Here is a 22,128-nt window from a genome sequence, read left to right as displayed (position 1 = left end):
CCCGCTCACTCCGGCAGGAAGTCCGGCACCGAGAGGTAGCGTTCGCCGGTATCGTAGTTGAAGCCGAGCACGCGGCTGCCGGCGGGCAGCTCCGGCAGCTTCTGGGCGATGGCGGCGAGCGTCGCGCCCGAACTGATGCCGACGAGCATGCCTTCCTCGCGCGCGGCGCGGCGGGCCCATTCCTTGGCATCGGCGGGATCGACCTGAATCGCGCCGTCGATTGCCTGGGTGTGGAGGTTGCCGGGGATGAATCCGGCGCCGATACCCTGAATCGGGTGCGGCGCGGGCTGGCCGCCCGAGATGACCGGCGAAAGCGTGGGCTCGACCGCCCAGGCTTTCATGGTCGGCCAATGGCCTTTGAGCATTTCGGCACAGCCCGTGAGGTGTCCGCCCGTGCCCACGCCGGTGATCAGCGCGTCGATCGGGGCATCGGCAAAGTCCGCCAGAATCTCCGCAGCGGTGGTCCGCACATGGACGGCAACGTTGGCCGGATTGTCGAACTGCGCGGGCATCCATGCGCCCGGAGTCTGCTCGACGATTTCGAGGGCGCGGGCGATGGCGCCCTTCATGCCCTTCTCGCGCGGGGTGAGGTCGAAGCTGGCGCCATAGGCCAGCATCAGCCGCCGCCGCTCGAGCGACATCGATTCGGGCATGACGAGCACGAGCTTGTAGCCCTTGACCGCCGCGACCATGGCAAGGCCGATGCCGGTGTTGCCCGAAGTCGGCTCAACGATGGTGCCGCCGGGCTTGAGGCTACCGTCAGCCTCCGCCGCCTCGATCATGGCAAGGGCGATGCGGTCCTTGATAGAACCGCCGGGATTGGTGCGTTCGCTCTTCACCCATACCTCGTGGTCGGGAAACAGGCGGGAGAGGCGAATGTGCGGAGTATTGCCGATAGTGGCGAGAATATTGGCCGCTTTCATGTCGCTTCCTTCTGGTGAAGTGTCTTGTCTGCAAACGTGCGTACGAGTCGGAGTTCAGGGAACCAGATCGCCCACGCCGCGGTAATGATTATCGCACCCACCCCGCCGAATACAACCGCGCCAGTTGCGCCGAGGAGGGCTGCGGCGACGCCAGATTGCATTTCACCCAGCTCGTTCGAAGCCGAGATGGCGAGGCCGGAAATCGCCGAAACCCGGCCGCGCACGGCATCCGGCGTATAAAGCTGGACCAGCGTGTTGCGGATGAACACCGAAACCATGTCAGCCGCGCCGAGTGCTGCCAGCATCGCCAGCGAAAACAGGTAGTCGCGGCTCAGGCCGAATCCGATGGTGGCTGCGCCATAGACGGCAACGGCGATCAGCATCTTTGCACCCACGCCACTGGCAATCGGTCGGCGTGCCAGCAGCAGCGCCACGATCACCGCGCCCACGCCCGGCGCTGCGCGCATCAGGCCAAGGCCGTTGGGGCCGACGGGATGGCCATCGATCATCAGGATATCGCGCGCGTAGACCGGCAGCAGCGCCGTCGCGCCGCCCAGCAGCACGGCAAAGAGATCGAGCGTCACGCAGCCGAACAGGAAGCGGTCGTGCCACACGAAGGTCAGCCCGCCGACGATTTGCGAGAGCGGATGCGCACGCTTGTTCTCGTCTGGCGGCGGCAGCGGGCGGATGCGCAGGACCAGCAGGGTGGCCGTGCCCAGCAGCAGAGCGGAAATGGCATAGGGCAGGGCGGGAACCTGCGCGAAGAGCAGACCGGCAATCGCCGGACCGCCCACCGAACCGGTCTGCCACGCCATGGAATTGATCGCGACAGCGCGGGGCATCAGCCGCACCGGCACGATATTGGGCGCGATCGAGGCCATTGCGGGCCCGATAAACACCCGCGCGATGCCATGCAGCGCGCCGAGCGCAAAGAGCAGCGGAAGGGTGAGGTGACCAATAAGGGTCGCCGCCATGAGCACCACCGCAACGATCATGTCGACCGCATTGGCAAAGCCGGCCACCAGTCGGCGGTCAAAGCGGTCTGCGACAAGACCGGCGACAGGCGTGAGCAGCAGGACCGGCAGGAACTGCGCCAGGCCAAGCAGGCCCAGCTGAAACGCGGCCGCGCCGATGCTCATGCCATATTGGCTGCGCGCCACATCGTAGAGCTGATAGCCCAGCACCACGACCATGCCGGTCGTGGCGAAGACCGACAGGAACCGGGCCAGCCAGAAACGGCGGTAGTCTGGAATATCCAGCGGCGAGCGAGGTTCGTCTGCAGGCAAGGTCACGCCGTCCGAATGGCAGTGCGGCGCGCCCTTGCCAAGCAAGCAAAACTCACCAGCGGTTTAATTCTTCCCCGCCGTTCAGATCTTCAGCGTCGCCGTCAGGCGGATGTCGCGCCCGGCGATCGGTACGAAGTCGCGCGTTTCCGAAGTGGCGAGGCGGCCGACCTTGTCGAGAAGGTTATCGCCCGAGAGGATGAGCGTGAGCGGCCCGTTCTTGCCCATCGGGCGCCACGTGACATTGGCGTTCAGCAGCGTGTAGCTGTCCACCGGGTTCTCGTAGGTGGTGACGCGGTCCTGCCGGGCGTGAACGATTGCCTCGATGTTCGCGCCGACGCGGTCGGATTCGTAGGTCACGCCGCCGCGCACCCGCAGCGGCGGAATGCGCGGAGCCGGGCCGGAACCGGTGAGGCTGGCGTGGACATAGTCGACCGCGCTTTCGAGCGAGAGCGAGCGGCCATTGTCCCAGGTCAGCGCCTTCCACGAACCTTCGGCTTCGAGGCCGCGGAACTTCGCGGGCAGCTGGATATACTGGTAGACCGGCGCGCCATCGATCCGCTCGCCAGTGGGGATCGGTGCGATGAAATTGCTGAAGTCCGTGGCATAGGCGGTGAACGCCCCGGCAAAGCGGTCGCTGTGATAGCGCAGGCCCGCTTCGACCGTGTTGCTGCGCTCGATCCGGAAGGTGGGATTGCCGCGCTCGTAGGATTGGGTCGCATCATGCAGGCCGTCGATGTAAAGCTCCTCCGCCGTCGGCGCGCGCTCACCATGTGTAGCGGAGAGGCTCAGCGTCACGCTTTCGAGCGGATGCCAGGCAATACCGGCGCCGGCAGCGAAGAGATCGAAGCTGCGGCCGGAATCATTGGGGCCGAGGCCCTTGGGCTTCACTGAGACGTGCTCGCCGCGCAGGCTGCCTTCCAGATCGACAGACCCGAGCGAAAGCTGTTGGCGGGTAAATCCGGCGATGCGTTCGGTCACCGAATTGGGCAGCAGCGGCTCACCCTCGATGCGGAAGTTGCGCGTGCCATACTGAATGCCGCTTTCGCCGCGCCAGCCGCCGTGGCGGGCCTGGGTCAGCACGAAGCGCGATTCGATCGACTTGTTGAAGAAGCGGGTGCCCGCGACGCCGTCCTCGATCTCGGCATGGGTGTAGTCACCGTAGGCGACGCGTGCTTCCAACCGGTCGAAGAACCCGCCAAGATTGACGCTGCCGCGCAGGTCATAGCGCGTCTGGCGCAGCGACAGCGAGACCGGATCGGGTGCTGCAGCCGAAGGACGCGGCGGAATGCCGTAGTCGCTGTTGAGGCGCTGGACCGAAACACCGAGCGTGCCGCCGGCGTCGATGAAGGCAAGGCCGGCACCGAAGGCGGAGCCGCGCGCCCACGAATTGGCAAGGCGCCCGCGCGCATCGATCCCGGCGGTCAGGTTCGCCGCGCCTTCGGGATCGCCGGCGGCCGTGAGGTCATCAGCTTCGGCGCGCAACCGGGCGCGCAGCGGATCGGATACGACATCGCCGCCGATGCGCACGTCGCCCGCGCGGTTGTACGAAGCGTCGAAATGTGCGGCAAGCCGGGGTGCGATCGCCACATCGACCGCACCGCCCAGGTTGACCGAATCTGCTGCCGAACCATAGGCACCGAGCGCGTTCACCGTGATCGGCTTGTCCGGCATGCGGCGCGGGATGCGCCGGTCGAGCGCGTTGACGGCGCCGCCTGCCGGGTCTGCCGCGTAGAGCAACACTTCCGGCCCATGGAGCACGTCGATCTGTGCGACATTGAGCGTATCGATGGCAACGCCGTGGTCCGCCGAGACCGAGCTTGCGTCGAGCGCGCCGAGGCCGTCGGTCAGCACTTGCACGCGCGGGCCGTCAAAGCCGCGCAGGACAGGGCGGGATGCGCCGGGAGCAAAGCCGCTGGTCGAAACGCCGGGGAGATGCGCGAGCACGCTGCCGATCTGCGCGGCGGCGCGGCGGGCAAGGTCTTCGCCATTGATCACCACCGGCGCCACGATCGCGTCACGGTCGCCCGAGATCAGGCGCCCGGTCACCACGATCGGGGCGTGGCCTGCGTCATCGGTCTGGGTCGTGCTGATCTGCCCGGGCGATGCCGCCTGCGACCCACCGGTTGCTGCGGGAGCCGGGCTGGCCGGATCCTCCGCGGCGGCGAAGGCAGGATTGGAGAATGCGAGAAGAACGGCGCTGAGCGCAGTGCTGGCGGCAAGCGTGGATTTATGCATTGGCGACACCCGAAGCGTTGTTTCGGGTGTCGCTTTAGCGTGATGATATAATATATCAAGTGACAATCGGCAGTCTGAACCACTTCCATGCGCAGCCGATGCTGCGCTGCATCAACGGCTGCGCTGAAGCCTTGGATTGGGCTGCAAGGACTTGATCATCATCAGAAAATCGTCGCCTCTGATAATGCGTTCGAACTGGAACCCGGCGCGGGTGCCGTCGCTCCAGACAAGGAAGGCCTCGATTCGCCCGATGTGCTGCAGGCGGATGGTGATACGCTCACCGCGCTGGAGGGCGACTTCGCCCTTCACCATGAAGCCGGTGGTGGAGATGTTGATGACATGCAGCATCACATCTCCCAGCCGGCGATGTTCGCCGATCAGGGGCAAGTCTACCGGATGGCGGGTTGTGAGCCGCTGATCGGTGACGGAAAGCTGTGCGCCGCTGGCCATGGTCGCTCCTCGTGATGGTCAAGCACACGAGTATCTGAAGCCAATAGGCTGATAATTCGTAAAGGCCCGGCACCGTTTTGCCGGTTTGCGGTAAAGGCTTGCCGGTTAACGGCAAGCTGATGCCGGTCAGGCCGGGCGCAGGACGCCGTGCTTCTTTTTGCCCGAGGAAACGCGGATTTCAGCGCCTTGAAAGGCGATGACGTGCGCTTCGTCGGTCACCGACTGACCTTCGACCCGCGCGCCGCCGCCCGCGATCAGGCGCTTGGCCTCGCCGCGGCTCGCCGCAAAGCCCAGCCCGATCAGCGCATCTATCAGCGCGATGCTGCCATCGGGGCAAGCGAGCGAGGGCAGGTCTGCGCCGACACCGCCGCCGGCGAAGGTCGCTGCCGCGGTCGCTTCTGCCGCCGCCGCCGCTTCCGCGCCGCGCACCAGCTTGGTGACTTCGTTCGCCAGGACGACTTTGGCCGCATTGATCTCGCTGCCGCCAAGCGCCTCGAGCCGCGCGATCTCGTCGAGCGGAAGATCGGTGAACAGGCGCAGGAACCGGCCTACGTCGCGATCGTCCACGTTGCGCCAGTATTGCCAGAAGTCCCAAGCGGGGAGCGCATCCTCGTTGAGCCAGACTGCGCCCGCCGCCGTCTTGCCCATCTTGGCGCCGTCAGCCGTCGTGAGCAGCGGGGTGGTGAGGCCGTAGACCTCCACACTTTCCATACGCCGCGTCAATTCGATGCCGTTGACGATATTGCCCCACTGGTCCGAGCCGCCCATCTGCAACCGGCACCCGGCAGTGAGCGCGAGTTCGCGGAAATCGTAGGCCTGAAGGATCATGTAGTTGAATTCGAGGAAGGTCAGCGGCTGCTCGCGCTCGAGCCGGAGCTTGACCGAATCGAAGGTCATCATCCGGTTGATCGTGAAGTGCGGGCCGACGGTGCGCAGCAGTTCGACATAGCCGAGCGCGCTGAGCCAGGTGTCGTTGTCGACCATCACCGCGTCGGTTGGGCCGTCGCCGAAGGTGAGCAGCTTTTCGAACACGGTGCGGATCGAGGCGATGTTGGCGGCGATGTCTGCGCTCGTCAGCATCTTGCGGCTTTCGTCCTTGCCCGAAGGATCGCCGACCTTGGTCGTGCCGCCACCCATCAGAACGATGGGCTTGTGGCCGGCCTGCTGGAGCCGGCGCAGCATCATGATCTGCACCAGGCTGCCGACATGGAGCGATGGCGCGGTCGCATCGAAGCCGATATAGCCCGGCACGATCTGCTTCGCCGCAAGCGCATCGAGGCCGTGGGCATCGGTGACCTGGTGGACATAGCCGCGCTCGCTGAGCAGGCGGAGGAGCGAAGAGGTGTACGGAGAGGCGTTCTGGGTCATGACGCGGCGCGCCTAGCACGAAAGAGCAAGGCTTGGAAACGTTCGACCTGACCGCGCATCCGGCACATCCGGCCAAAGTTGTGTCCGGTATAGCAGCGCGCATTCTCTCGTTCGATGCGAATTGGCTTACACTGCGCTGGAAGGTGGACGGGGCGGGTGCGCTCGTGTTGCCGCCGTTTGCCGGCCGCGCGCGGACGGATGGGTTGTGGCAGACCACTTGCTTCGAGCTCTTCGTGACGGCGCCGGGCGGGGAAGGGTATGCCGAGTTCAACCTTTCGCCCTCCGAGCGCTGGGCGGCCTATGATTTCAGCGGGTACCGTGCAGGAATGGCCGAGCGGGCGGTGGAGCGGCCGCCGGTGTGCACGCCGCGCCGGGGCGGTTCGGTGCTGATCTTCGATGCGGCGATCCCGGCAAGCGCGCTGCCGCCGCTGCCGTGGGCTTTTGGGCTGACCGCGGTGATCGAGGAGGAAGGCGGGATCAAGTCCTACTGGGCAATGGCGCACCCGCCCGAGAAGCCCGACTTCCACGATCCGGCTTGCATGGCCGGGCGGCTTGCGGCACCGGCCAAACCATGAAATCTGGCTCCATGAAGTTCGGTATCGATCGCCTGCTCGCCGACCCGGCGCTGCGCGCGCCGCTTGAGGGCAAACGCGTCGCGCTCGTCGCTCATCCTGCCTCGGTGACGGAGGGTCTCACGCATTCGCTCGATGCGCTGGCCGCCTGCCCGGGGATCACATTGTCCGCGGCGTTCGGGCCGCAGCACGGGCTGCGCGGGGACAAGCAGGACAACATGGTCGAGACCGAGGACTTCATTGATCCTGCACTCGGCATCCCGGTGTTCAGCCTCTACGGCGAAGTGCGGCGGCCGACGGCGCGGATGATGGACAGCGCCGATGTGTTCCTGTTCGACCTGCAGGACCTGGGCTGCCGGATCTACACCTTCGTGACGACGCTGCTTTATCTGCTTGAGGCCGCAAGCGGGACCGACAAGGCCGTGTGGGTGCTCGATCGGCCCAATCCGGCGGGCCGACCGGTGGAAGGCACCACGCTGCTGCCCGGCTGGGAAAGCTTCGTCGGCGCAGGGCCGATGCCGATGCGGCATGGGATGACCTTGGGAGAAATGGGCCGCTGGTTCGTGGATCACTTCAAGCTCGATGTGGATTTCCGCGTGGTGGCGATGGAGGGCTGGGAGCCGGAAGGGCCGGGGTTCGGCTGGCCGCAGGACCGGATCTGGATCAATCCGAGCCCGAATGCGGCGAGCCTGAACATGGCGCGGGCTTATGCAGGCACGGTGATGATCGAGGGTGCGACGCTTTCGGAAGGGCGCGGGACGACGCGGCCGCTGGAAGTGCTGTTCGGTGCGCCCGACGTCGATGCCAAGGCGGTGCTGGCCGAAATGCAGGCCTACGCGCCGGAGTGGCTGGCGGGGTGCGCCATCCGGGAGTGCTGGTTCGAGCCGACTTTTCACAAGCATGTCGGCAAGCTCTGCAATGCGCTGATGATCCACGCCGAGGGCGCGTTCTACGATCACCACGCGTTCCGGCCGTGGCGGCTGCAGGCGCTGGCGTTCAAGGCGGTGCGGCGGCTCTATCCGGATTATCCGCTGTGGCGCGATTTTCCGTATGAATATGTCACCGACAAGCTGGCGATCGATGTGATCAACGGCGGGCCGGGCCTGCGGGAGTGGGTAGACGATCCGGCGAGCACGCCCGCCGATCTGGAAGCACTGGCGGGGCCGGACGAGGCTGCGTGGATCGAGACGCGGGCGCCGTTCCTTCTGTACTGAAGCGGGACAGAATCCCGGCAAGTTGACACAGTTGACACAGTCCTAAGAGGAAACTCCGAGGGCTTTTTTCAGACGTTTGACGCACCTGCGCAAGCCGAGCCTGATGCTTCGACAAGCTCAGCATGAGCGGGTTTGGGTCGGGTTCACGAGGTTCAAAGAGCAGGCCTCGATGATACGCGAACCGGTGGGTTGTAGGACAGCGGTTTGTGCTGTCCGGCAGGCAGCCCAACCCCGGGTCAAGCCCGGGGTGACGATGTGGAGGGGCGGCTGAGGTGAGGCGGGTGCCGTCTCAACTCGCATCATGAAAGATGATCCCCAGCGTCTGGCGTTCGCCGGAAAGCACGGTGCTGACGCCGTGGCGCATCGCCGATTTGGACCAGCCGGTCGAGGCAAGGCGGGGTTTGTCGCGGACCGGGATCAGCGCGATCTGGCCTTGCCGGATGGGCACGATTTCGACGCGGCTCTGCAGGCGGGGGCGGTTTTCGACCAAGGTCAGCGCGCCGCCGGTGTAGCTTTCGTCACCGCTTAGCATGACGATGGCTTGCAGGGGGAAGTGGATCGGCCCGTAGAGGTCCTGATGCAGGCAGTTGTAGTCGCCCGCGCGGTAGCGCAGCAGGAGCGGGGTGGGGCGCGGCTGGCCAAAGGCGTGGCAGCGCGCGAGAAGGGCCTCGTGTGTGGTGGGCCAGATGTCCGGCTGGCCGAGGCGCTCTGACCATGTGTTGGCGATGTGCGCAAGCGGGGGATAGAGCGCGGTGCGCAGGGCGGTTACCACATCGGGCAGCGGATAGGCGAAGTAGCGGTATTCGCCCTTGCCGAAGCCGTGGCGGGCCATGGTGACGGTCGAGCGGAAGAGGCTGTCGTCGTGGTAACTGGCGGCGAGGGCGGCGCAGGTTTCGGTGTCCAGCACGCGCGGGGTGAGGGCGTAGCCGAGGTCGTCGAGGCTTTGGGCGAGCGCGGGCCAATCGAGCGCGGCGATCCGGTTTTTCAGGTTTTGCATGGCGGACGACTTAGCCTGACCGACGGGGCGGCACACTCCGGCTATTGCGGTCGAACTCGCCGCGCCGCGCACCCCCACCCGGCCTCCCCCGAACGGGGGAGGGGAAGAAGAGGGGGCGGGGGGGATGAGCCTTCCTTAAGTTTTGTGCAGTAGGTGCCGAGGCTTGGACGACCATCGGGATGACCTGCGTGACCTGCAACAACTGTGGAACGGCCGGCGCGGCGCATCTGTTCCGGGCCAAGGGCTATGATCTGGTGCGCTGCTCCGGCTGCGGGCTGGCCTATATCGCCAACCCGCCAAGCGCGGAGGAACTGAAGGTGCTCTATTCGGCGGGGGCTTCCTATCACGCGGCGCTGTGCGATCCGGCGAGCGAGACCTTTGCGACACAGGACCGGATCGCGGTGCGGCACCTTGCCGAGACGCTGAGGGGCGTGAAGCGGGGGCGGCTGCTCGATGTGGGCTGCTCGATCGGACAGTTTGCCGCGCGGGCCAAGGCGGCGGGTTTTTCTGCAATGGGGCTTGAGATGAACGAGGCGAGCGCGGCATTTGCGCGCTCGCACTTCGGGCTCGAAGTGGCGGAAGGCACGATCCACGATGCACCGCAGGCGGCGGGCTCGCTCGACGTGCTGACGATGTTCGACGTGATCGAGCATGTGCCCGATCCGCTGGGCGATCTGCGCAAGGCGTTCGATCTGCTCGCGCCGGGGGGCACCATCGTGCTGTCTACGCCCAATATCGACGGCCTGTTTCCCAAGGCCTCGCTGCCGCTGGCCAAGAAACTGGACTACTGGCCGCATCCCGAGCCGCCTTATCACCTCTACCAGTTCTCGGTGAAGACGCTGGGGGCGATGCTGGAGAAGGCGGGCTTTGCGGTGGCGGAAACCCGGCATTTTGCCATCGATCTCGCCTATACTTTCGGCCAGATGCAGACCCTGCTCAAGATGCCGAAGCGGCTGGCCTATGCCGGGCTGTTTGCGCCGCTGGCGGCTCTGGGGCCGATGATCGGGCAGGGCGACTGGATCTATGTGACGGCGCGCAAGGCCCCGTGATTGCCCTGTAACCTGATTGCCCTGCTGGCTGGTTGACGGAAGGCAGCCGGAGCCCGACCTTGGCCAGCGAAGGAGATTGGCATGGTCGAGGCAAGGTGGAACGGCGCGGTGATTGCGCGCAGCGATGATACGGTGGTGGTTGAGGGCAACCACTATTTCCCGCTTGAGGCGGTGGACGCGGCGGTGCTGAAGCCCAGCGCGACGACGAGCATGTGCCCGTGGAAGGGGACGGCGCAGTATTATTCGCTGGTGGTGGACGGCGCGGAGAACCGCGACGCGGCGTGGTACTATGCAGAGCCCAAGGATGCCGCGAAACAGATCAAGGGGCGGGTGGCGTTCTGGAAGGGTGTGACGGTGGGGTAGGAGGAAGTACCCCTCCGACCCGCCTGCGGCGGGCCACCTCCCCATTTGTCCCTGCGGGAAAAATGGGGAGGACCTTTTCCGTTCCTCCCCATTTTTGCGAAGCACAAATGGGGAGGTGGCAGCCCGCAGGGCTGACGGAGGGGTTCTTCAGCGCCAGACCGGCGCGCGCTTCTCCAGAAACGCTTCGATCCCCTCCGCCGTGTTCTCGTCCATCATGTTCTGCGCCATGACTTCGGCGGCGAGCGCATAGGCTTCGGCGCGGTGGACTTCGCGCTGGGCGTAGAACAGGGCCTTGCCGCGGCGGATCGCATCGGGGCTCTTGGCGGCGATGGTCTGGGCGAGGGTGTCGATCTCGGCATCGAGCTTGTCAGCCGGGACGGCGTGATTGATGAGGCCCCAGCTTTCGGCGGTCTGTGCGCTGATGAATTCGCCGGTGACCAGCATTTCGAACGCGGGCTTGGCAGGGACATTGCGGGTGAGCGCGACCGCGGGGGTCGAGCAGAACAGGCCGACATTGATGCCCGAGACAGCAAAGCGCGCGTCCTGGCTGGCGATGGCAAGATCGCAGGCGCCGACGAGCTGGCAGCCGGCGGCGGTGGCAATGCCGTGGACGCGGGCGATGACGGGGACGGGCAGCGCGACGATGGCTTCCATCACTTCGGCACAGGCGGCGAACAGTGTGCGGTAATAGTCGAGGCGCCGCTGGCCGTGCATCTGGCGCAGGTCATGCCCGGCGCAAAACGCCTTGCCGGCGCCCGAAAGCACGACGCAGCTGATCGAGGTGTCGCTCGCGAGGCTGGTCAGCTCGGCTTTCAGGGCGGCGAGGAGGTCCTCGCTCAGCGCGTTGTACTGGTTCGGTCGGTTAAGGGTGAGATCGACGCGGGTGCCGGTGCGGGCGCTGGTAAGGATTTCGTTATCGGACATGGCGGCTGCCTCTCTTGTTTTTTCGCAGACTACGCCTGTGTGGGCGGAGATCAAGTCAGGCAGAATACCCCTCCGTCATCGGCTTCGCCGATGCCACCTCCCCATTTGTCCCTGCGGGAAAAATGGGGCGGACCTTCTTGATCCTCCCGATTTTTGCGAAGCACAAATGGGGAGGTGGCTCGCGAAGCGAGACGGAGGGGTTCTTCTTCAGTGCTTCTTGCGCGTCAATTCCCGCATCGCCCCATCGAGGCCCTCAAGGCTGAGGGGGAACATCGAGCCGCCGACGAGATCCTTGATCATCTTGGTCGACTGCGAATAGTTCCACTGCTTTTCGGGCACCGGGTTGAGCCAGACGGTGGCAGGGTAGGTCTGCGCGACGCGGTGGAGCCAGATGGCGCCGGCCTCCTCGTTGAAATGCTCTACCGAGCCGCCGGGGTGGCTGATCTCGTAAGGGCTCATCGCCGCATCGCCGACGAACACGATCTTGTAGTCGTGGCCGTACTTGTGGAGGATGTCCCAGGTGTTGGTGCGCTCGGACCAGCGGCGCTTGTTGTCCTTCCACACGCCTTCGTAGAGGCAGTTGTGGAAATAGAAGAACTCCATGTTCTTGAATTCGGCGGTGGCGGCGCTGAACAGTTCCTCCACCAGCTTGATAAACGGGTCCATCGAACCGCCGACATCGAGGAACAGGAGCAGTTTGACCGCATTGCGCCGTTCGGGGCGCATGCGGATATCGAGCCAGCCCTGCTTGGCGGTACCTTCGATCGTGCCGGGCAGATCAAGCTCGTCGGCATGGCCTTCGCGCGCGAAGCGGCGCAGGCGGCGCAGCGCGATCTTGATGTTGCGGGTGCCGAGTTCCTTGGTGTTATCAAGATTGGCAAACTCGCGCTTTTCCCAGACCTTGATCGCGCGTCCGTGCTTGCCTTCGCCGCCGATGCGCACGCCTTCGGGGTTGTAGCCGCCGTGGCCGAAGGGGCTGGTGCCGCCGGTGCCGATCCACTTGCTGCCGCCCTCGTGGCGCTCTTTCTGTTCTTCGAGCCGCTTCTTGAGCGTCTCCATGATCTCGTCCCACGAGCCGAGGGCCTTGATCTTCTCCATTTCCTCTTCGCTGAGGAACTTTTCGGCGACGGCGCGCAGCCAGTCTTCCGGAATGTCGACCGGGCGCTGGCCGTAGTCGGTGAGGAGGCCCTTGAAGACCTTGTTGAACACCTGATCGAACCGGTCGAGCAGGCCCTCATCCTTCACGAAGGTGGCGCGGGAGAGGTAGTAGAACGCCTCGGGCGTCTGCTCGATCACATCCTTGTCGAGCGCTTCGAGAAGGACGAGGTGTTCCTTGAAACTGGCCTTGATGCCTGCTGCGCGCAGCTCGTCGATGAAGTTGAAGAACATGGTGGCCTCGCTCGCGTCTTAACCGGGTGATTAAGGCGAATGCGGGGCTTGGGCAAGCGCTACGAAGAGGTGGGCGGCGGGGGCGGTTGCTTCGCATGGCGTTCGACGCCCTCGGGGAACACGGCCCAGGCGGGGGCATCGTCGGTCCAGATCACCATCTGCGGGGTGAGATCGTGCGGCGGCTGGATGAAGCCGACGCGCATGGTGCGGAACTGCGGGCGGGCGGAGACTTGCGCCATCACCGGGGTGCCGCAGGCGGGGCAGAAGGATTGGGTGAGGGTGTTGCCGCTGGCGGCGGTGTAGGCGTGGGTGGCGAGCTGGCCGGTGATCGTTACGTCGGTGGTCAGGAACATGGCATTGGTGCTGTGCGATCCGCCGGCGAGCTGCTGGCACTGGCGGCACCAGCACTGGCGCACCGCGATGGGCGCTTCAGCGGCGATTGCGGCGGTGACGGCTCCGCAGGCGCAGGTTCCGGTGTAGGCCATGGCAAGTCCCTCACTTTTGGGCCAAGATTCAGGATTGTTAGTCTTACTTACAATTTGTAGGCTGCGGGCAACCGGAGAGGACGACCACAACCATGCTCAAGCTCTACAGTTTCGGACCTGCCGCCAACTCGCTGAAGCCGCTGCTCACCTTGTATGAGAAGGGTCTGGAGTTCGAGAAGAACCGGCTCGATCCGGCAAAGTTCGAACACCATACCGACTGGTTCAAGGCGATCAACCCGCGGGGCCAGGTGCCTGCGTTGGTCGATGGGGCGCATGTGATCACCGAGAGCACGGTCATCTGCGAGTATCTGGAGGACGAATATCCGACCGAGGTTTCGCTACGGCCCGCGACGTCGGCGGGCAAGGCCGCGATGCGGGTGTGGACCAAGTGGGTGGACGAGTACTTCTGCTGGTGCGTCTCGACCATCGGCTGGCACCGCTATGTGGGGAATATGGTGAAGGGCCTCTCGGACGCCGAGTTCGAGGAGAAGGTGGCCGCGATCCCGGTGGTGGAGCAGCAAGTGAAGTGGCGCCGCGCGCGCGAGGGCTTCCCGCAGGACATGCTGGATGAGGAAATGCGCAAGATCGGCTATTCAGTCGAACGGCTGGATGCGCATTTGCGGGAGCACGAGTGGCTGGTGCCGGGGCAGTATACGCTCGCCGATATCTGCAACTTCGCCATCGCGAACGGGATGCAGCACGGTTTTCCGGAATTCGTCAGCGCGGAGAAGACGCCGGGGCTGGTGCGCTGGATCGAGCAGATCAAGGCGCGCCCGGCGGTGCAGCGGATGTATGCCGAAGTGGAGCTGGAGCTACTCGGGCCTCGGGAGTGAGAGCGCGGGATTGATTGGTTCGCGCAGAGGCGCAGAGGCGCAGAGAGGTTTTGCTCTCGGCGCAGCCGCTGTTCTTTGCAGCCTTCCGCAGTTGAAGGGCCTACGGCCGGGCATGACATCTTCGCGCCTCTGAGCCTCTGCGCGAAAATTCCTCTCTGTCAGACCGGCGGCGGGCCCTTCGGGTGCCGGGTGAAGTGATCGGGGATGGGCGCCCAGCTGGGGGCGCTTTCCGTCCAGATCGCAGCCGTGGGCGCGCAGAGTTCCGGATCATCGAGCGTGCCCGCCCGTACGCGCATCGGCAGGCCCTTCGGCGTGACGGTGCGGCTGTAAATCTGCGCGCCGCAGACCTTGCAGAAGCCGCGCTCCACGGTGTTGCCGCTGTCCGCGATCATCGTGAACAGGCCAAGATCGCCGGTGATCGCAACCGCTTCCTCCGGAAACAGCACGTTGACCGTGGCCGAGCCGCTGGCAATGCGTTGGCAATCGCGGCACCAGCACATGCGCGCGCCGACGGGCTCTGCGGCGATGGTATAGCGCACCGCGCCGCAGAGGCATCCGCCGGGGTGTGACATCAGTTGCTCGGCCGCCGCGCCATGAACGCAAGCCGTTCGAACAGCATCACGTCCTGCTCGTTCTTGAGCAGCGCGCCGTGCAGCGGCGGGATCGCCTTGGTCGGATCGCGGTTCTGGAGGACGTCGAGCGGCATGTCCTCGTTGAGGAGGAGCTTGAGCCAGTCGAGCAGTTCGGACGTGCTCGGCTTCTTCTTGAGGCCGGGGACTTCGCGCACTTCATAGAAGATATCCATCGCCTTGCTGACGAGGGTCTTCTGGATGTTCGGGAAGTGGACGTCGATGATCGACTGCATCGTCGCCCGGTCGGGGAACTTGATGTAGTGGAAGAAGCAGCGGCGCAGGAACGCGTCGGGCAGTTCCTTCTCGTTGTTCGAGGTGATCACGACGATCGGGCGCTCCTTGGCGGCAATCGTCTCGTGCGTTTCGTAGACGTCGAAGCTCATCCGGTCGAGCTCCTGCAGGAGATCGTTCGGGAATTCGATATCCGCCTTGTCGATCTCGTCGATCAGGAGGACGGGGAGCTGCGGCGAGGTGAAGGCCTCCCACAGCTTGCCACGGCGGATGTAGTTCGAAATTTCGTGCACGCGCGGATCGCCGAGCTGGCCATCGCGCAGGCGGGCCACTGCGTCGTATTCATAGAGGCCCTGCTGCGCCTTGGTGGTGGACTTGATGTTCCACTCGATCAGCGGCGCGCCAACGGCCTTGGCGATTTCGTGCGCGAGGACGGTCTTGCCGGTGCCGGGCTCACCCTTCACCAGCAGCGGGCGGCGCAGCAGCACCGCGGCGTTGACTGCCACCTTGAGATCATCGGTGGCGACGTAATTGCTGGTGCCTTCGAAGCGCATGTCCTGTCCCTGTATGGCGTCAAGTTGTTGGGTACGGTCTTAACCGAGCGGTTAGATCGTAGGGGCCTCGCGCAGTGCAGGCAAGAGCTTCAATGGAGAGCGGGCGCGCCCCTCTCAATTCGGACTGCGGCACTTGCCCGTGGTAGTGCGTTCGATGGTGCCATCATCATCATAGCGGATCTGCATGGTAAGCCCGTCGCTCGCCAGCCAGCGTATCCTTGCGCCGTACCAATTCCCGTCCTTCCACTGGCATTCGATCGCGCTGCCCACACGCCAGTCGAACGCACGGACTTCGTCGCTGATCCGGGTTTCGCGGGTCCCATCGTCGAACTGGATTGTCAGCGAGGAGCCGCTTTTGCCCACGACCACACCGGGAAAGGTCTGCGTGCTGTCGCGCCAGGGGGCAAGCACCCAATCGCCGACATCGTGCGCCAGTACCGGCGCGGCAGGGGCGAGGGAGCAGAGGGCAAAGGCTAGGGCCGCTGGCAGCAGCCGGCGCAGTGGCACGTGATCAGACATCGGTTCCCCCCAAGTGAACCACGGGTGGCACCCTCGCACGGACTGCGATGCGCCCCACCAGTGAAACTACGTAAGGTTATGGCACTAGATGGCGCTACGCAACGGCCGTTGCTGATCGCACGTGGCGGTCTGACCGGCTTGTCGCGACATACTGATACAGTGCAGGGCGTTGCCGCACCGGCACCGCACGTGTAGGCGAAGCGCCATGCCGTCCGTTCCAGCTGCCAGCGCCGCGCGCTACGCTCCGTCGCGCCGCGACCGGGTCGTATCTTTCGTGCTGGCGGTGGTGACCGGGTGCTTCCTGATTGCCGTGCTGGTGTTGATGACCGGCGTTGTCGGTGGCGGCGGCCCGGAGGGCGGGCAACTGGTCGCGATCAATATTGCGCCGCCTTCTGCCGAAAAGGAAAAGCAGAAAGCCGCGCCCAAGCAGGACGTTAAGCAGGAGCAGGTGCAGACGGTGACGACCCCGCCGCCCAAGCTGCCGCCCCGCGTCGAAATCCCCAGCAAGAATCAGGTCGAATGGCCGCCGGGCTTCATCAAGCTGAGCCGTGAGGACCTTGCCAAGGCGGATATCAGCCGGATCAAGCCTGCTGGTGGCGGCGGTTCGACCGGAGCTTCGGCCGGCGGGGGCGGCAATGCCGAAGGCACCGGCGACGGCCCCGGCGGCGCGCGCGTCTACAATGCGGAATGGTATCGCGAGCCGACGCGGGCCGAAATGTCGCCCTACATGGGCGCGGCGCGCGGCGGCGGGGCTGGCGATTGGGCGATGATCATCTGCCGTACGGTCGAGCGGTTCCATGTCGAGGATTGCCGCGAGGTGGACGAAAGTCCGCGGGGATCGGGGCTTGCCCGCGCGCTGCGGCAGGCGGCTTGGCAGTTTCTGGTGCGGCCGCCGCGCGTTGACGGCAAACCGCAGCTGGGCACCTGGGTGCGCATCCGTTTCGATTTCAAGGCAGCCAAGGCACCGGATGGTGCGGCCGACCAAGACTGAACCTGGCCGGCCTGAGCCCACGCCTTCGCACAAGGCGTAGGCCCAATTTGGGACCCAATCGAGCAATCAGAATTCCGACCAGTTGTCCTCATGGAGTTCGAGCGCGAGATTGCCGTGCACCGGCGCGGGTGCCGCGGCCGCGATCAGACGCGGGGCTGAAGCCGGTGCCGGGTGGCGCGGGGGCGGCGGGGCCGCGAACGTGGCGGCTGAGGCGCTGATGCCTGCGCCCCGGAAGCGCGCGACGAGATTGGCGAGATTGGCCGCCTGGCCTGAGAGATTGCGCGAGGCGGCCGCGCTTTCCTCGACCATCGCGGCGTTCTGCTGAGTCATCCGGTCGAGCTCGCCCATGGTCACGTTGACCTTGGAAATGCTGGCCGCCTGATCGACGGCGGCGGTTGCGATGCCTTCGACCAACGTGCCGATCTCGGCCACCTGGGTGATGATCGCATCGAGCGCCTCGCCGGTTTCACCAACGAGGTGCACACCCAGCTCGACATGCTGCGCGCTGCCGCTGATCAGGCCCTTGATATCCCGCGCCGCCTCGGCGGAACGCTGGGCGAGGGCGCGCACTTCATTGGCGACGACCGCGAAGCCGCGGCCTGCCTCGCCGGCGCGTGCGGCTTCGACGCCTGCGTTCAGGGCAAGCAGATTGGTCTGGAAGGCGATGCCATCGATCAGGTCGATGATCTGGGTAATCTGCTTCGAGCTGTCGACGATCGAATCCATCGCGCCGACCGCTCGCTTGACCACATCGCCCCCGGCATTGGCGCGATCGGTGGCGCGCACGATGGTTTCGCGCACGGCGCCGGCGTTCTGGGCGCTCTGCTCGACCTTGGCGGTGACTTCGCGCATCGCGTTGGCGGCGGACTCAAGGCTGGCGGCCTGCTGTTCGGTGCGGCTGGCGAGATCGTCGGAGGCGGCGCGGATCTCGGTCGAGCCGGTCTGGACACCGCTGGCAGTGCCCGCGACCGAGCCGATGACTTGCTCCAGTTCGCTCGCCATGGCGTTGAAATCGGTCTTGAGGCGGACGAAGGGGCCTTCGAGTGCGGCGGTGACGCGTGCCGCGAGATCGCCTTCCTTGAGCCGGGCGAGCGCGGCACCCAGTGTGCTGACGATAAGCTCGACCTGTTCGGTCTTGCTCTTTTCTGCGCGGGCGAGCTGATCCTGCAGGGCGCGCATGGCGCGGCCGAGCGCGCCGATTTCGTCCTGCGTATCGGCCACATGGAGCGCGCTATCGAGGTGGCCATCGGCAAGGTCCTGGATGGCATGGGTGATCTGGCCGACGGGACGAGCAACGAGGCGCACCATCATCACATAGATTCCGCCAAGCGTGGCGAGCAGCGCCAGGGTTGTGAAGACGGCGGCCCACAGGGCAAGCGTGTAGCCCGATTGGGACTGCTGAACGGCCACCTCGATATGGTGTTTCTGGTATTCGGCAAGATCGACAAGGGATTTGGCGGTGGCTTCGACGGGTTCGGACGAGGTGGCCAGCCGCGCCAGTGCTTCGGCAGTGCGGCCCTCGCCAGAGAGCTGGAGAATCTGCGTGGTATCCTGGCTCATCTGCTGCCAGCCGGCCTTGAACGCCTTGAGATAGGCCCTTTCCTTGTCGTCGAGGTCGGTCGCCTCGAAAGCTGCGGTCTGGGTGCTGATGATCTTCTGGTTGGTGGCGATGATCTTCTCGGCTTCGGCGCGCTCGTATTCATCTGCCGCAAGCAGATGTTTTCGCAGCCCGTTCTCAAATTCAGCCATGGCAATGTTGATCTTGTCCGCCGAGAGCGCCTGGGGGACGTGATCTTCCGCCACTTCGATTTCGGCGGCGCGCATGGCGCCCATGCGCCAGACCATGGTGCCGATTGCCGCAACGATGACCAGCGAAAGCACGGCGAACATCACCGCGAGCTTGCGTCCGATCGGAGCGTTCCTGAGATAGTCCATGCCGATTGAGCCCGTAACTGCCGCCGCGCGGGACTGCGAAGCGAATGCTGGCCCGTTCTAGACACGCGGTGACTGCGATGGAGTTGGGCCGGGACTAGGGTGAAACCCGGGGGGCGCGGTTAAAATCCGGTGAAGGGCTCAGGCGGCGGGTGCGCCGATCGCATCGAGCGCGGCCATGTCATCGGCAGAGAGCGTGATGCTTGCTGCCGCCAGATTTTCGCGCAGGTGCCCGCGTGAGGACGTGCCGGGGATCAGCAGCACATTGGGCGCGCGGTGGAGCAGCCAGGCGAGCGCCAGCTGCATCGGATTGACACCGAGCCGCGCCGCATGGGCATCGAGCGTGGCGGATTGCAGCGGGGAGAAGCCGCCGAGCGGGAAGAACGGCACATAGGGTATGCCGTCTGCGCCAAGTGCGTCGATCAGGGCATCGTCGGTGCGCTGCACGAGGTTGTAGGCGTTTTGGACGCAGGCGACCTCGCCGATGGCGCGGGCCTCGGCGATCTGGGCGGCGGTGACGTTGCTGAGGCCGATGTGGCGGATCTTGCCTTGCTGCTTGAGGTCCATCAGCGCGCCGAAGCGTTCCGCCAGGCTGGTCTCGTCGGTGCTGAAGGCGTGGCCGATGCGCATGTTGACGACATCGAGCGCCTCCACGCCAAGGTTGCGCAAGTTGCCGTGGACCTGATCGACCAGCGCGGCGGGCTCCGGCGTCATGATCCACGCGGCATCGGGGCCGCGCCGGGCGCCGACCTTGGTGACGAGCACAAGATCAGCGGGATAGGGCGCCAGGGCCTCGCGGATCAGCTTGTTGGTGACTTCGGGGCCGTAGAAATCGCTGGTGTCGATATGATTGACCCCGCTTTCCACCGCCTCGCGCAGCACGGCGATGCACTCGGCCGGATCGCGCGGGGGGCCGAACACGCCGGGGCCGGCAAGCTGCATGGCGCCGTAGCCCATGCGGTTTACGGTGAACTGGCCGAGGGGGTGAGTGGCGGGGTGCATCACGCGTCGATCAGTTCCGGATCGAGTTCGCCCGCGCGGTTCTGGATGAACATGAAGCGCTGGGCGGGATCGCGGCCCATGAGGCGGTCGACGAGGTCCTTCACGGCGGCGCGGCCTTCGTATTCGGGGGGCAGGGTGATGCGGATCAGGCTGCGGGTGGCGGGGCTCATCGTCGTCTCGCGCAGCTGCTGCGGGTTCATTTCGCCGAGGCCTTTGAAGCGGCCGACTTCTACCTTCTTGCCCTTGAACTTCGTGGCCTCCAGCTCGGCCCGGTGCGCCTCGTCCTTGGCATAGACCGAGGTAGCACCGTTGGTGAGGCGGTAGAGCGGGGGCTGGGCGAGGTAGAGGTGCCCGCGCCGGACGATTTCCGGCATTTCCTGGAAGAAGAAGGTCATCAGCAGCGTAGCGATATGCGCGCCGTCGACATCGGCGTCGGTCATGATGATGATCCGGTCATAGCGCAGCGCATCTGCGTTGCAGTCCTTGCGCATGCCGCAGCCCAGGGCGAGCGCGAGGTCGGCGATTTCGGCATTGGCGCGAATCTTGTCGGCGCTGGCGCTGGCGACGTTGAGGATTTTACCACGGATCGGCAGGATCGCCTGCGTTTTCCGGTCGCGCGCGTGCTTCGCGCTGCCGCCGGCCGAATCGCCCTCGACGATGAACAGCTCGGTCTCACCGCTGCCTTCGCCGCTGCAATCGGTGAGCTTGCCGGGGAGGCGCAGCTTGCGCGCGTTGGTCGCGGTCTTGCGCTTGACCTCGCGCTCCGCCTTGCGGCGCAGGCGTTCGTCCATGCGTTCCATGACCGAACCGAGCAGCGCCTTGCCGCGCTCCATGTTGTCGGTGAGGAAGTGGTCGAAGTGATCGCGCATCGCGCTCTCGACCATGCGTGCGGCTTCGGGGCTGGTGAGGCGGTCCTTGGTCTGGCTCTGGAACTGGGGATCGCGGATGAAGATCGAGAGCATGATCTCGCTGCCCGTGAGCATGTCTTCGGGCGCGATGTCCTTGGCCTTCTTCTGGCCGACGAGTTCGCCAAAGGCGCGGATGCCCTTGGTAAGCGCAGCGCGCAGGCCCGCTTCGTGCGTGCCGCCATCGGGGGTGGGGATGGTGTTGCAGTACCAGCTGTACGATCCGTCGGACCACAGCGGCCAGGCGATCGCCCATTCGGCGCGGCCCATTTCCTCGCCGTTTGGCCCTGCCGGAAAGTCCTGGCTGCCAGTGAACGGCACCGTGGTCACGCATTCGCGGCCCGCGACTTGTTCGGCCAGGTGATCGGCAAGGCCGCCGGGGAACTGGAAAACGGCTTCGGCGGGAATGTCCGTCCCAGCGATCAGGGTGGGCGCGCACTTCCAGCGGATTTCTACGCCGGCGAAGAGATAGGCCTTCGAGCGGACGAGGCGGAACAGGCGCGCGGGTTTGAAGCGGGCTTCGGATCCGAAGATCTCGCCGTCGGGGATGAAGGTGACGGATGTGCCGCGCCGATTGGGGGCCGCGCCGACGCGCTGGAGCGCGGTGGTGGGCAGCCCGCGCGAGAATTCCTGCGCGTAGAGCTCCTTGTTCCGCGCCACTTCGACGCGGGTGAGCACCGAGAGCGCATTGACCACCGAAATGCCGACGCCGTGGAGGCCGCCAGAGGTGGCATAGGCCTTGCCGGAGAACTTCCCGCCCGAATGCAGCATGGTGAGGATCACTTCGAGCGCCGACTTGCCCGGATACTTCGGGTGCTCGTCTACCGGCATGCCGCGGCCGTTGTCAGTGATGGTGATCTTGCCCGCGGTGCCGTCCGGGCCTTCCTCGAGCGTGACCTCGATGCGGTTGGCGTGGCCCGCAACGGCCTCGTCCATCGCGTTGTCGAGCACTTCGGCGGCGAGGTGATGAAGCGCGCGCTCGTCGATCCCGCCGATGTACATGCCGGGGCGGCGGCGGACGGGTTCGAGCCCTTCGAGCACCTCGATGGCGCTGCCGTCGTAGCTTTCCTCGGTGCTGCGCGGCGGCAGCTTTTCAAACAGGTCGTCGGCCATGGGAACGGCTATAGAACACGCCGGAATCCGGGGGCAATGGGGGGATGGTGCTTATCCCGGGGTTTTGTGGGCGGACAGCGGGGCGTTCGCCGCAAGATGAAGATGGTTCGCGCAGAGGGCGCAGAGAGCGCAAAGAGGTCTGGAGTTGTGGCCAAGGCTGT

21 protein-coding genes are annotated in these 22,128 nt (G+C 65.4%); 6 read left to right on the top strand and 15 right to left on the bottom strand.

Annotated features, from left to right (window positions below):
- Positions 1 to 5: 5 nt before the first annotated feature.
- The 5 genes from cysK to tyrS all read right to left on the bottom strand — a co-directional run bounded on the left by cysK (position 6) and on the right by tyrS (position 6,262).
- Entirely contained in the window at positions 6 to 923 is a 918-nt protein-coding gene (gene cysK / locus ACODS2_RS18690) for a cysteine synthase A (protein WP_489000172.1), read from the bottom strand.
- Positions 920 to 2,215 (bottom strand): MFS transporter, encoded by a 1,296-nt coding sequence (locus tag ACODS2_RS18685; RefSeq protein WP_489000171.1) that lies wholly within the window; start codon positions 2,213 to 2,215, stop codon positions 920 to 922. Before ACODS2_RS18685 ends, cysK begins: the two co-directional genes overlap by 4 nt.
- A 75-nt stretch (positions 2,216 to 2,290) precedes the next feature.
- Positions 2,291 to 4,444 (bottom strand): TonB-dependent receptor, encoded by a 2,154-nt coding sequence (locus tag ACODS2_RS18680; RefSeq protein WP_489000170.1) that lies wholly within the window; start codon positions 4,442 to 4,444, stop codon positions 2,291 to 2,293.
- Between the two features lie 111 nt (positions 4,445 to 4,555).
- Positions 4,556 to 4,894, bottom strand: a complete 339-nt coding sequence (locus ACODS2_RS18675; protein ID WP_298169140.1) for a PilZ domain-containing protein — start codon at positions 4,892 to 4,894, stop codon at positions 4,556 to 4,558.
- A gap of 126 nt (positions 4,895 to 5,020) precedes the next feature.
- The gene (gene tyrS, locus ACODS2_RS18670) at positions 5,021 to 6,262 is read right to left on the bottom strand and encodes a tyrosine--tRNA ligase (RefSeq protein WP_489000169.1); all 1,242 of its coding nucleotides are present in this window, start codon (positions 6,260 to 6,262) and stop codon (positions 5,021 to 5,023) included.
- A 32-nt stretch (positions 6,263 to 6,294) separates the two neighbouring features.
- On the opposite strand from tyrS, the gene ACODS2_RS18665 reads away from it, so the two are divergent.
- Together ACODS2_RS18665 and ACODS2_RS18660 are read left to right on the top strand one after the other, a co-directional pair.
- A complete protein-coding gene (locus tag ACODS2_RS18665; protein ID WP_489000168.1) occupies positions 6,295 to 6,837 on the top strand; it encodes a DOMON-like domain-containing protein in 543 nt (180 codons plus the stop codon).
- A gap of 11 nt (positions 6,838 to 6,848) precedes the next feature.
- Entirely contained in the window at positions 6,849 to 8,048 is a 1,200-nt protein-coding gene (locus ACODS2_RS18660) for an exo-beta-N-acetylmuramidase NamZ family protein (RefSeq protein ID WP_489000270.1), read from the top strand.
- A gap of 289 nt (positions 8,049 to 8,337) precedes the next feature.
- Here the strand turns inward: ACODS2_RS18660 and ACODS2_RS18655 are convergent, their stop codons facing one another.
- Positions 8,338 to 9,045 carry a 2OG-Fe(II) oxygenase gene (locus ACODS2_RS18655; protein ID WP_489000167.1) on the bottom strand — a complete coding sequence of 236 codons (708 nt, stop codon included), beginning with the start codon at positions 9,043 to 9,045 and terminating at the stop codon, positions 8,338 to 8,340.
- A gap of 188 nt (positions 9,046 to 9,233) precedes the next feature.
- On the opposite strand from ACODS2_RS18655, the gene ACODS2_RS18650 reads away from it, so the two are divergent.
- Positions 9,234 to 10,094 carry a methyltransferase domain-containing protein gene (locus ACODS2_RS18650; protein WP_489000166.1) on the top strand — a complete coding sequence of 287 codons (861 nt, stop codon included), beginning with the start codon at positions 9,234 to 9,236 and terminating at the stop codon, positions 10,092 to 10,094.
- A gap of 81 nt (positions 10,095 to 10,175) precedes the next feature.
- The gene (locus ACODS2_RS18645) at positions 10,176 to 10,457 is read left to right on the top strand and encodes a DUF427 domain-containing protein (protein WP_489000165.1); all 282 of its coding nucleotides are present in this window, start codon (positions 10,176 to 10,178) and stop codon (positions 10,455 to 10,457) included.
- Positions 10,458 to 10,604: 147 nt separating this feature from the next.
- Here the strand turns inward: ACODS2_RS18645 and ACODS2_RS18640 are convergent, their stop codons facing one another.
- The 3 genes from ACODS2_RS18640 to ACODS2_RS18630 form a co-directional block, all read right to left on the bottom strand.
- Positions 10,605 to 11,381: an enoyl-CoA hydratase gene (locus ACODS2_RS18640; RefSeq protein WP_489000164.1), complete on the bottom strand. Its 777-nt coding sequence runs from the start codon at positions 11,379 to 11,381 to the stop codon at positions 10,605 to 10,607.
- Positions 11,382 to 11,588: 207 nt separating this feature from the next.
- The gene (locus ACODS2_RS18635) at positions 11,589 to 12,770 is read right to left on the bottom strand and encodes a vWA domain-containing protein (RefSeq protein ID WP_298169163.1); all 1,182 of its coding nucleotides are present in this window, start codon (positions 12,768 to 12,770) and stop codon (positions 11,589 to 11,591) included.
- Between the two features lie 59 nt (positions 12,771 to 12,829).
- Positions 12,830 to 13,255 (bottom strand): GFA family protein, encoded by a 426-nt coding sequence (locus ACODS2_RS18630; RefSeq protein WP_489000163.1) that lies wholly within the window; start codon positions 13,253 to 13,255, stop codon positions 12,830 to 12,832.
- 92 nt (positions 13,256 to 13,347) lie between these two features.
- Between ACODS2_RS18630 and ACODS2_RS18625 the strand changes: the two genes are divergently transcribed.
- Entirely contained in the window at positions 13,348 to 14,088 is a 741-nt protein-coding gene (locus tag ACODS2_RS18625; protein WP_489000162.1) for a glutathione S-transferase family protein, read from the top strand.
- Positions 14,089 to 14,246: 158 nt separating this feature from the next.
- Here the strand turns inward: ACODS2_RS18625 and ACODS2_RS18620 are convergent, their stop codons facing one another.
- The 3 genes from ACODS2_RS18620 to ACODS2_RS18610 all read right to left on the bottom strand — a co-directional run bounded on the left by ACODS2_RS18620 (position 14,247) and on the right by ACODS2_RS18610 (position 16,024).
- The gene (locus tag ACODS2_RS18620) at positions 14,247 to 14,660 is read right to left on the bottom strand and encodes a GFA family protein (protein WP_489000161.1); all 414 of its coding nucleotides are present in this window, start codon (positions 14,658 to 14,660) and stop codon (positions 14,247 to 14,249) included.
- On the bottom strand, positions 14,660 to 15,505 hold the full coding sequence (locus tag ACODS2_RS18615) for an AAA family ATPase (protein WP_298169175.1): 846 nt from the start codon (positions 15,503 to 15,505) through the stop codon (positions 14,660 to 14,662). Before ACODS2_RS18615 ends, ACODS2_RS18620 begins: the two co-directional genes overlap by 1 nt.
- Positions 15,506 to 15,619: 114 nt before the next feature.
- Positions 15,620 to 16,024, bottom strand: coding sequence for a hypothetical protein (locus ACODS2_RS18610; protein WP_489000160.1), 405 nt, complete (start codon positions 16,022 to 16,024; stop codon positions 15,620 to 15,622).
- Positions 16,025 to 16,229: 205 nt separating this feature from the next.
- Between ACODS2_RS18610 and ACODS2_RS18605 the strand changes: the two genes are divergently transcribed.
- The gene (locus ACODS2_RS18605; RefSeq protein ID WP_489000159.1) at positions 16,230 to 17,015 is read left to right on the top strand and encodes a hypothetical protein; all 786 of its coding nucleotides are present in this window, start codon (positions 16,230 to 16,232) and stop codon (positions 17,013 to 17,015) included.
- Positions 17,016 to 17,081: 66 nt separating this feature from the next.
- On the opposite strand, the gene ACODS2_RS18600 is transcribed toward ACODS2_RS18605, so the two are convergent.
- The 3 genes from ACODS2_RS18600 to ACODS2_RS18590 form a co-directional block, all read right to left on the bottom strand.
- Positions 17,082 to 18,950: a methyl-accepting chemotaxis protein gene (locus tag ACODS2_RS18600; protein WP_489000158.1), complete on the bottom strand. Its 1,869-nt coding sequence runs from the start codon at positions 18,948 to 18,950 to the stop codon at positions 17,082 to 17,084.
- A 138-nt stretch (positions 18,951 to 19,088) separates the two neighbouring features.
- Positions 19,089 to 19,949, bottom strand: a complete 861-nt coding sequence (locus ACODS2_RS18595) for an oxidoreductase (RefSeq protein ID WP_489000157.1) — start codon at positions 19,947 to 19,949, stop codon at positions 19,089 to 19,091.
- Complete coding sequence (locus tag ACODS2_RS18590; protein ID WP_489000156.1) at positions 19,949 to 21,967, bottom strand: DNA topoisomerase IV subunit B; 2,019 nt, start codon at positions 21,965 to 21,967, stop codon at positions 19,949 to 19,951. The genes ACODS2_RS18595 and ACODS2_RS18590 overlap by 1 nt, the downstream gene beginning before the upstream one ends.
- Positions 21,968 to 22,128: the final 161 nt, after the last annotated feature.

The sequence above is a fragment of the Novosphingobium sp. FG137 genome, assembly GCF_057809735.1.
The sequence above is the reverse complement of the archived record's forward strand: the minus strand, read 5'-3'. Positions and strand labels throughout refer to the sequence as shown.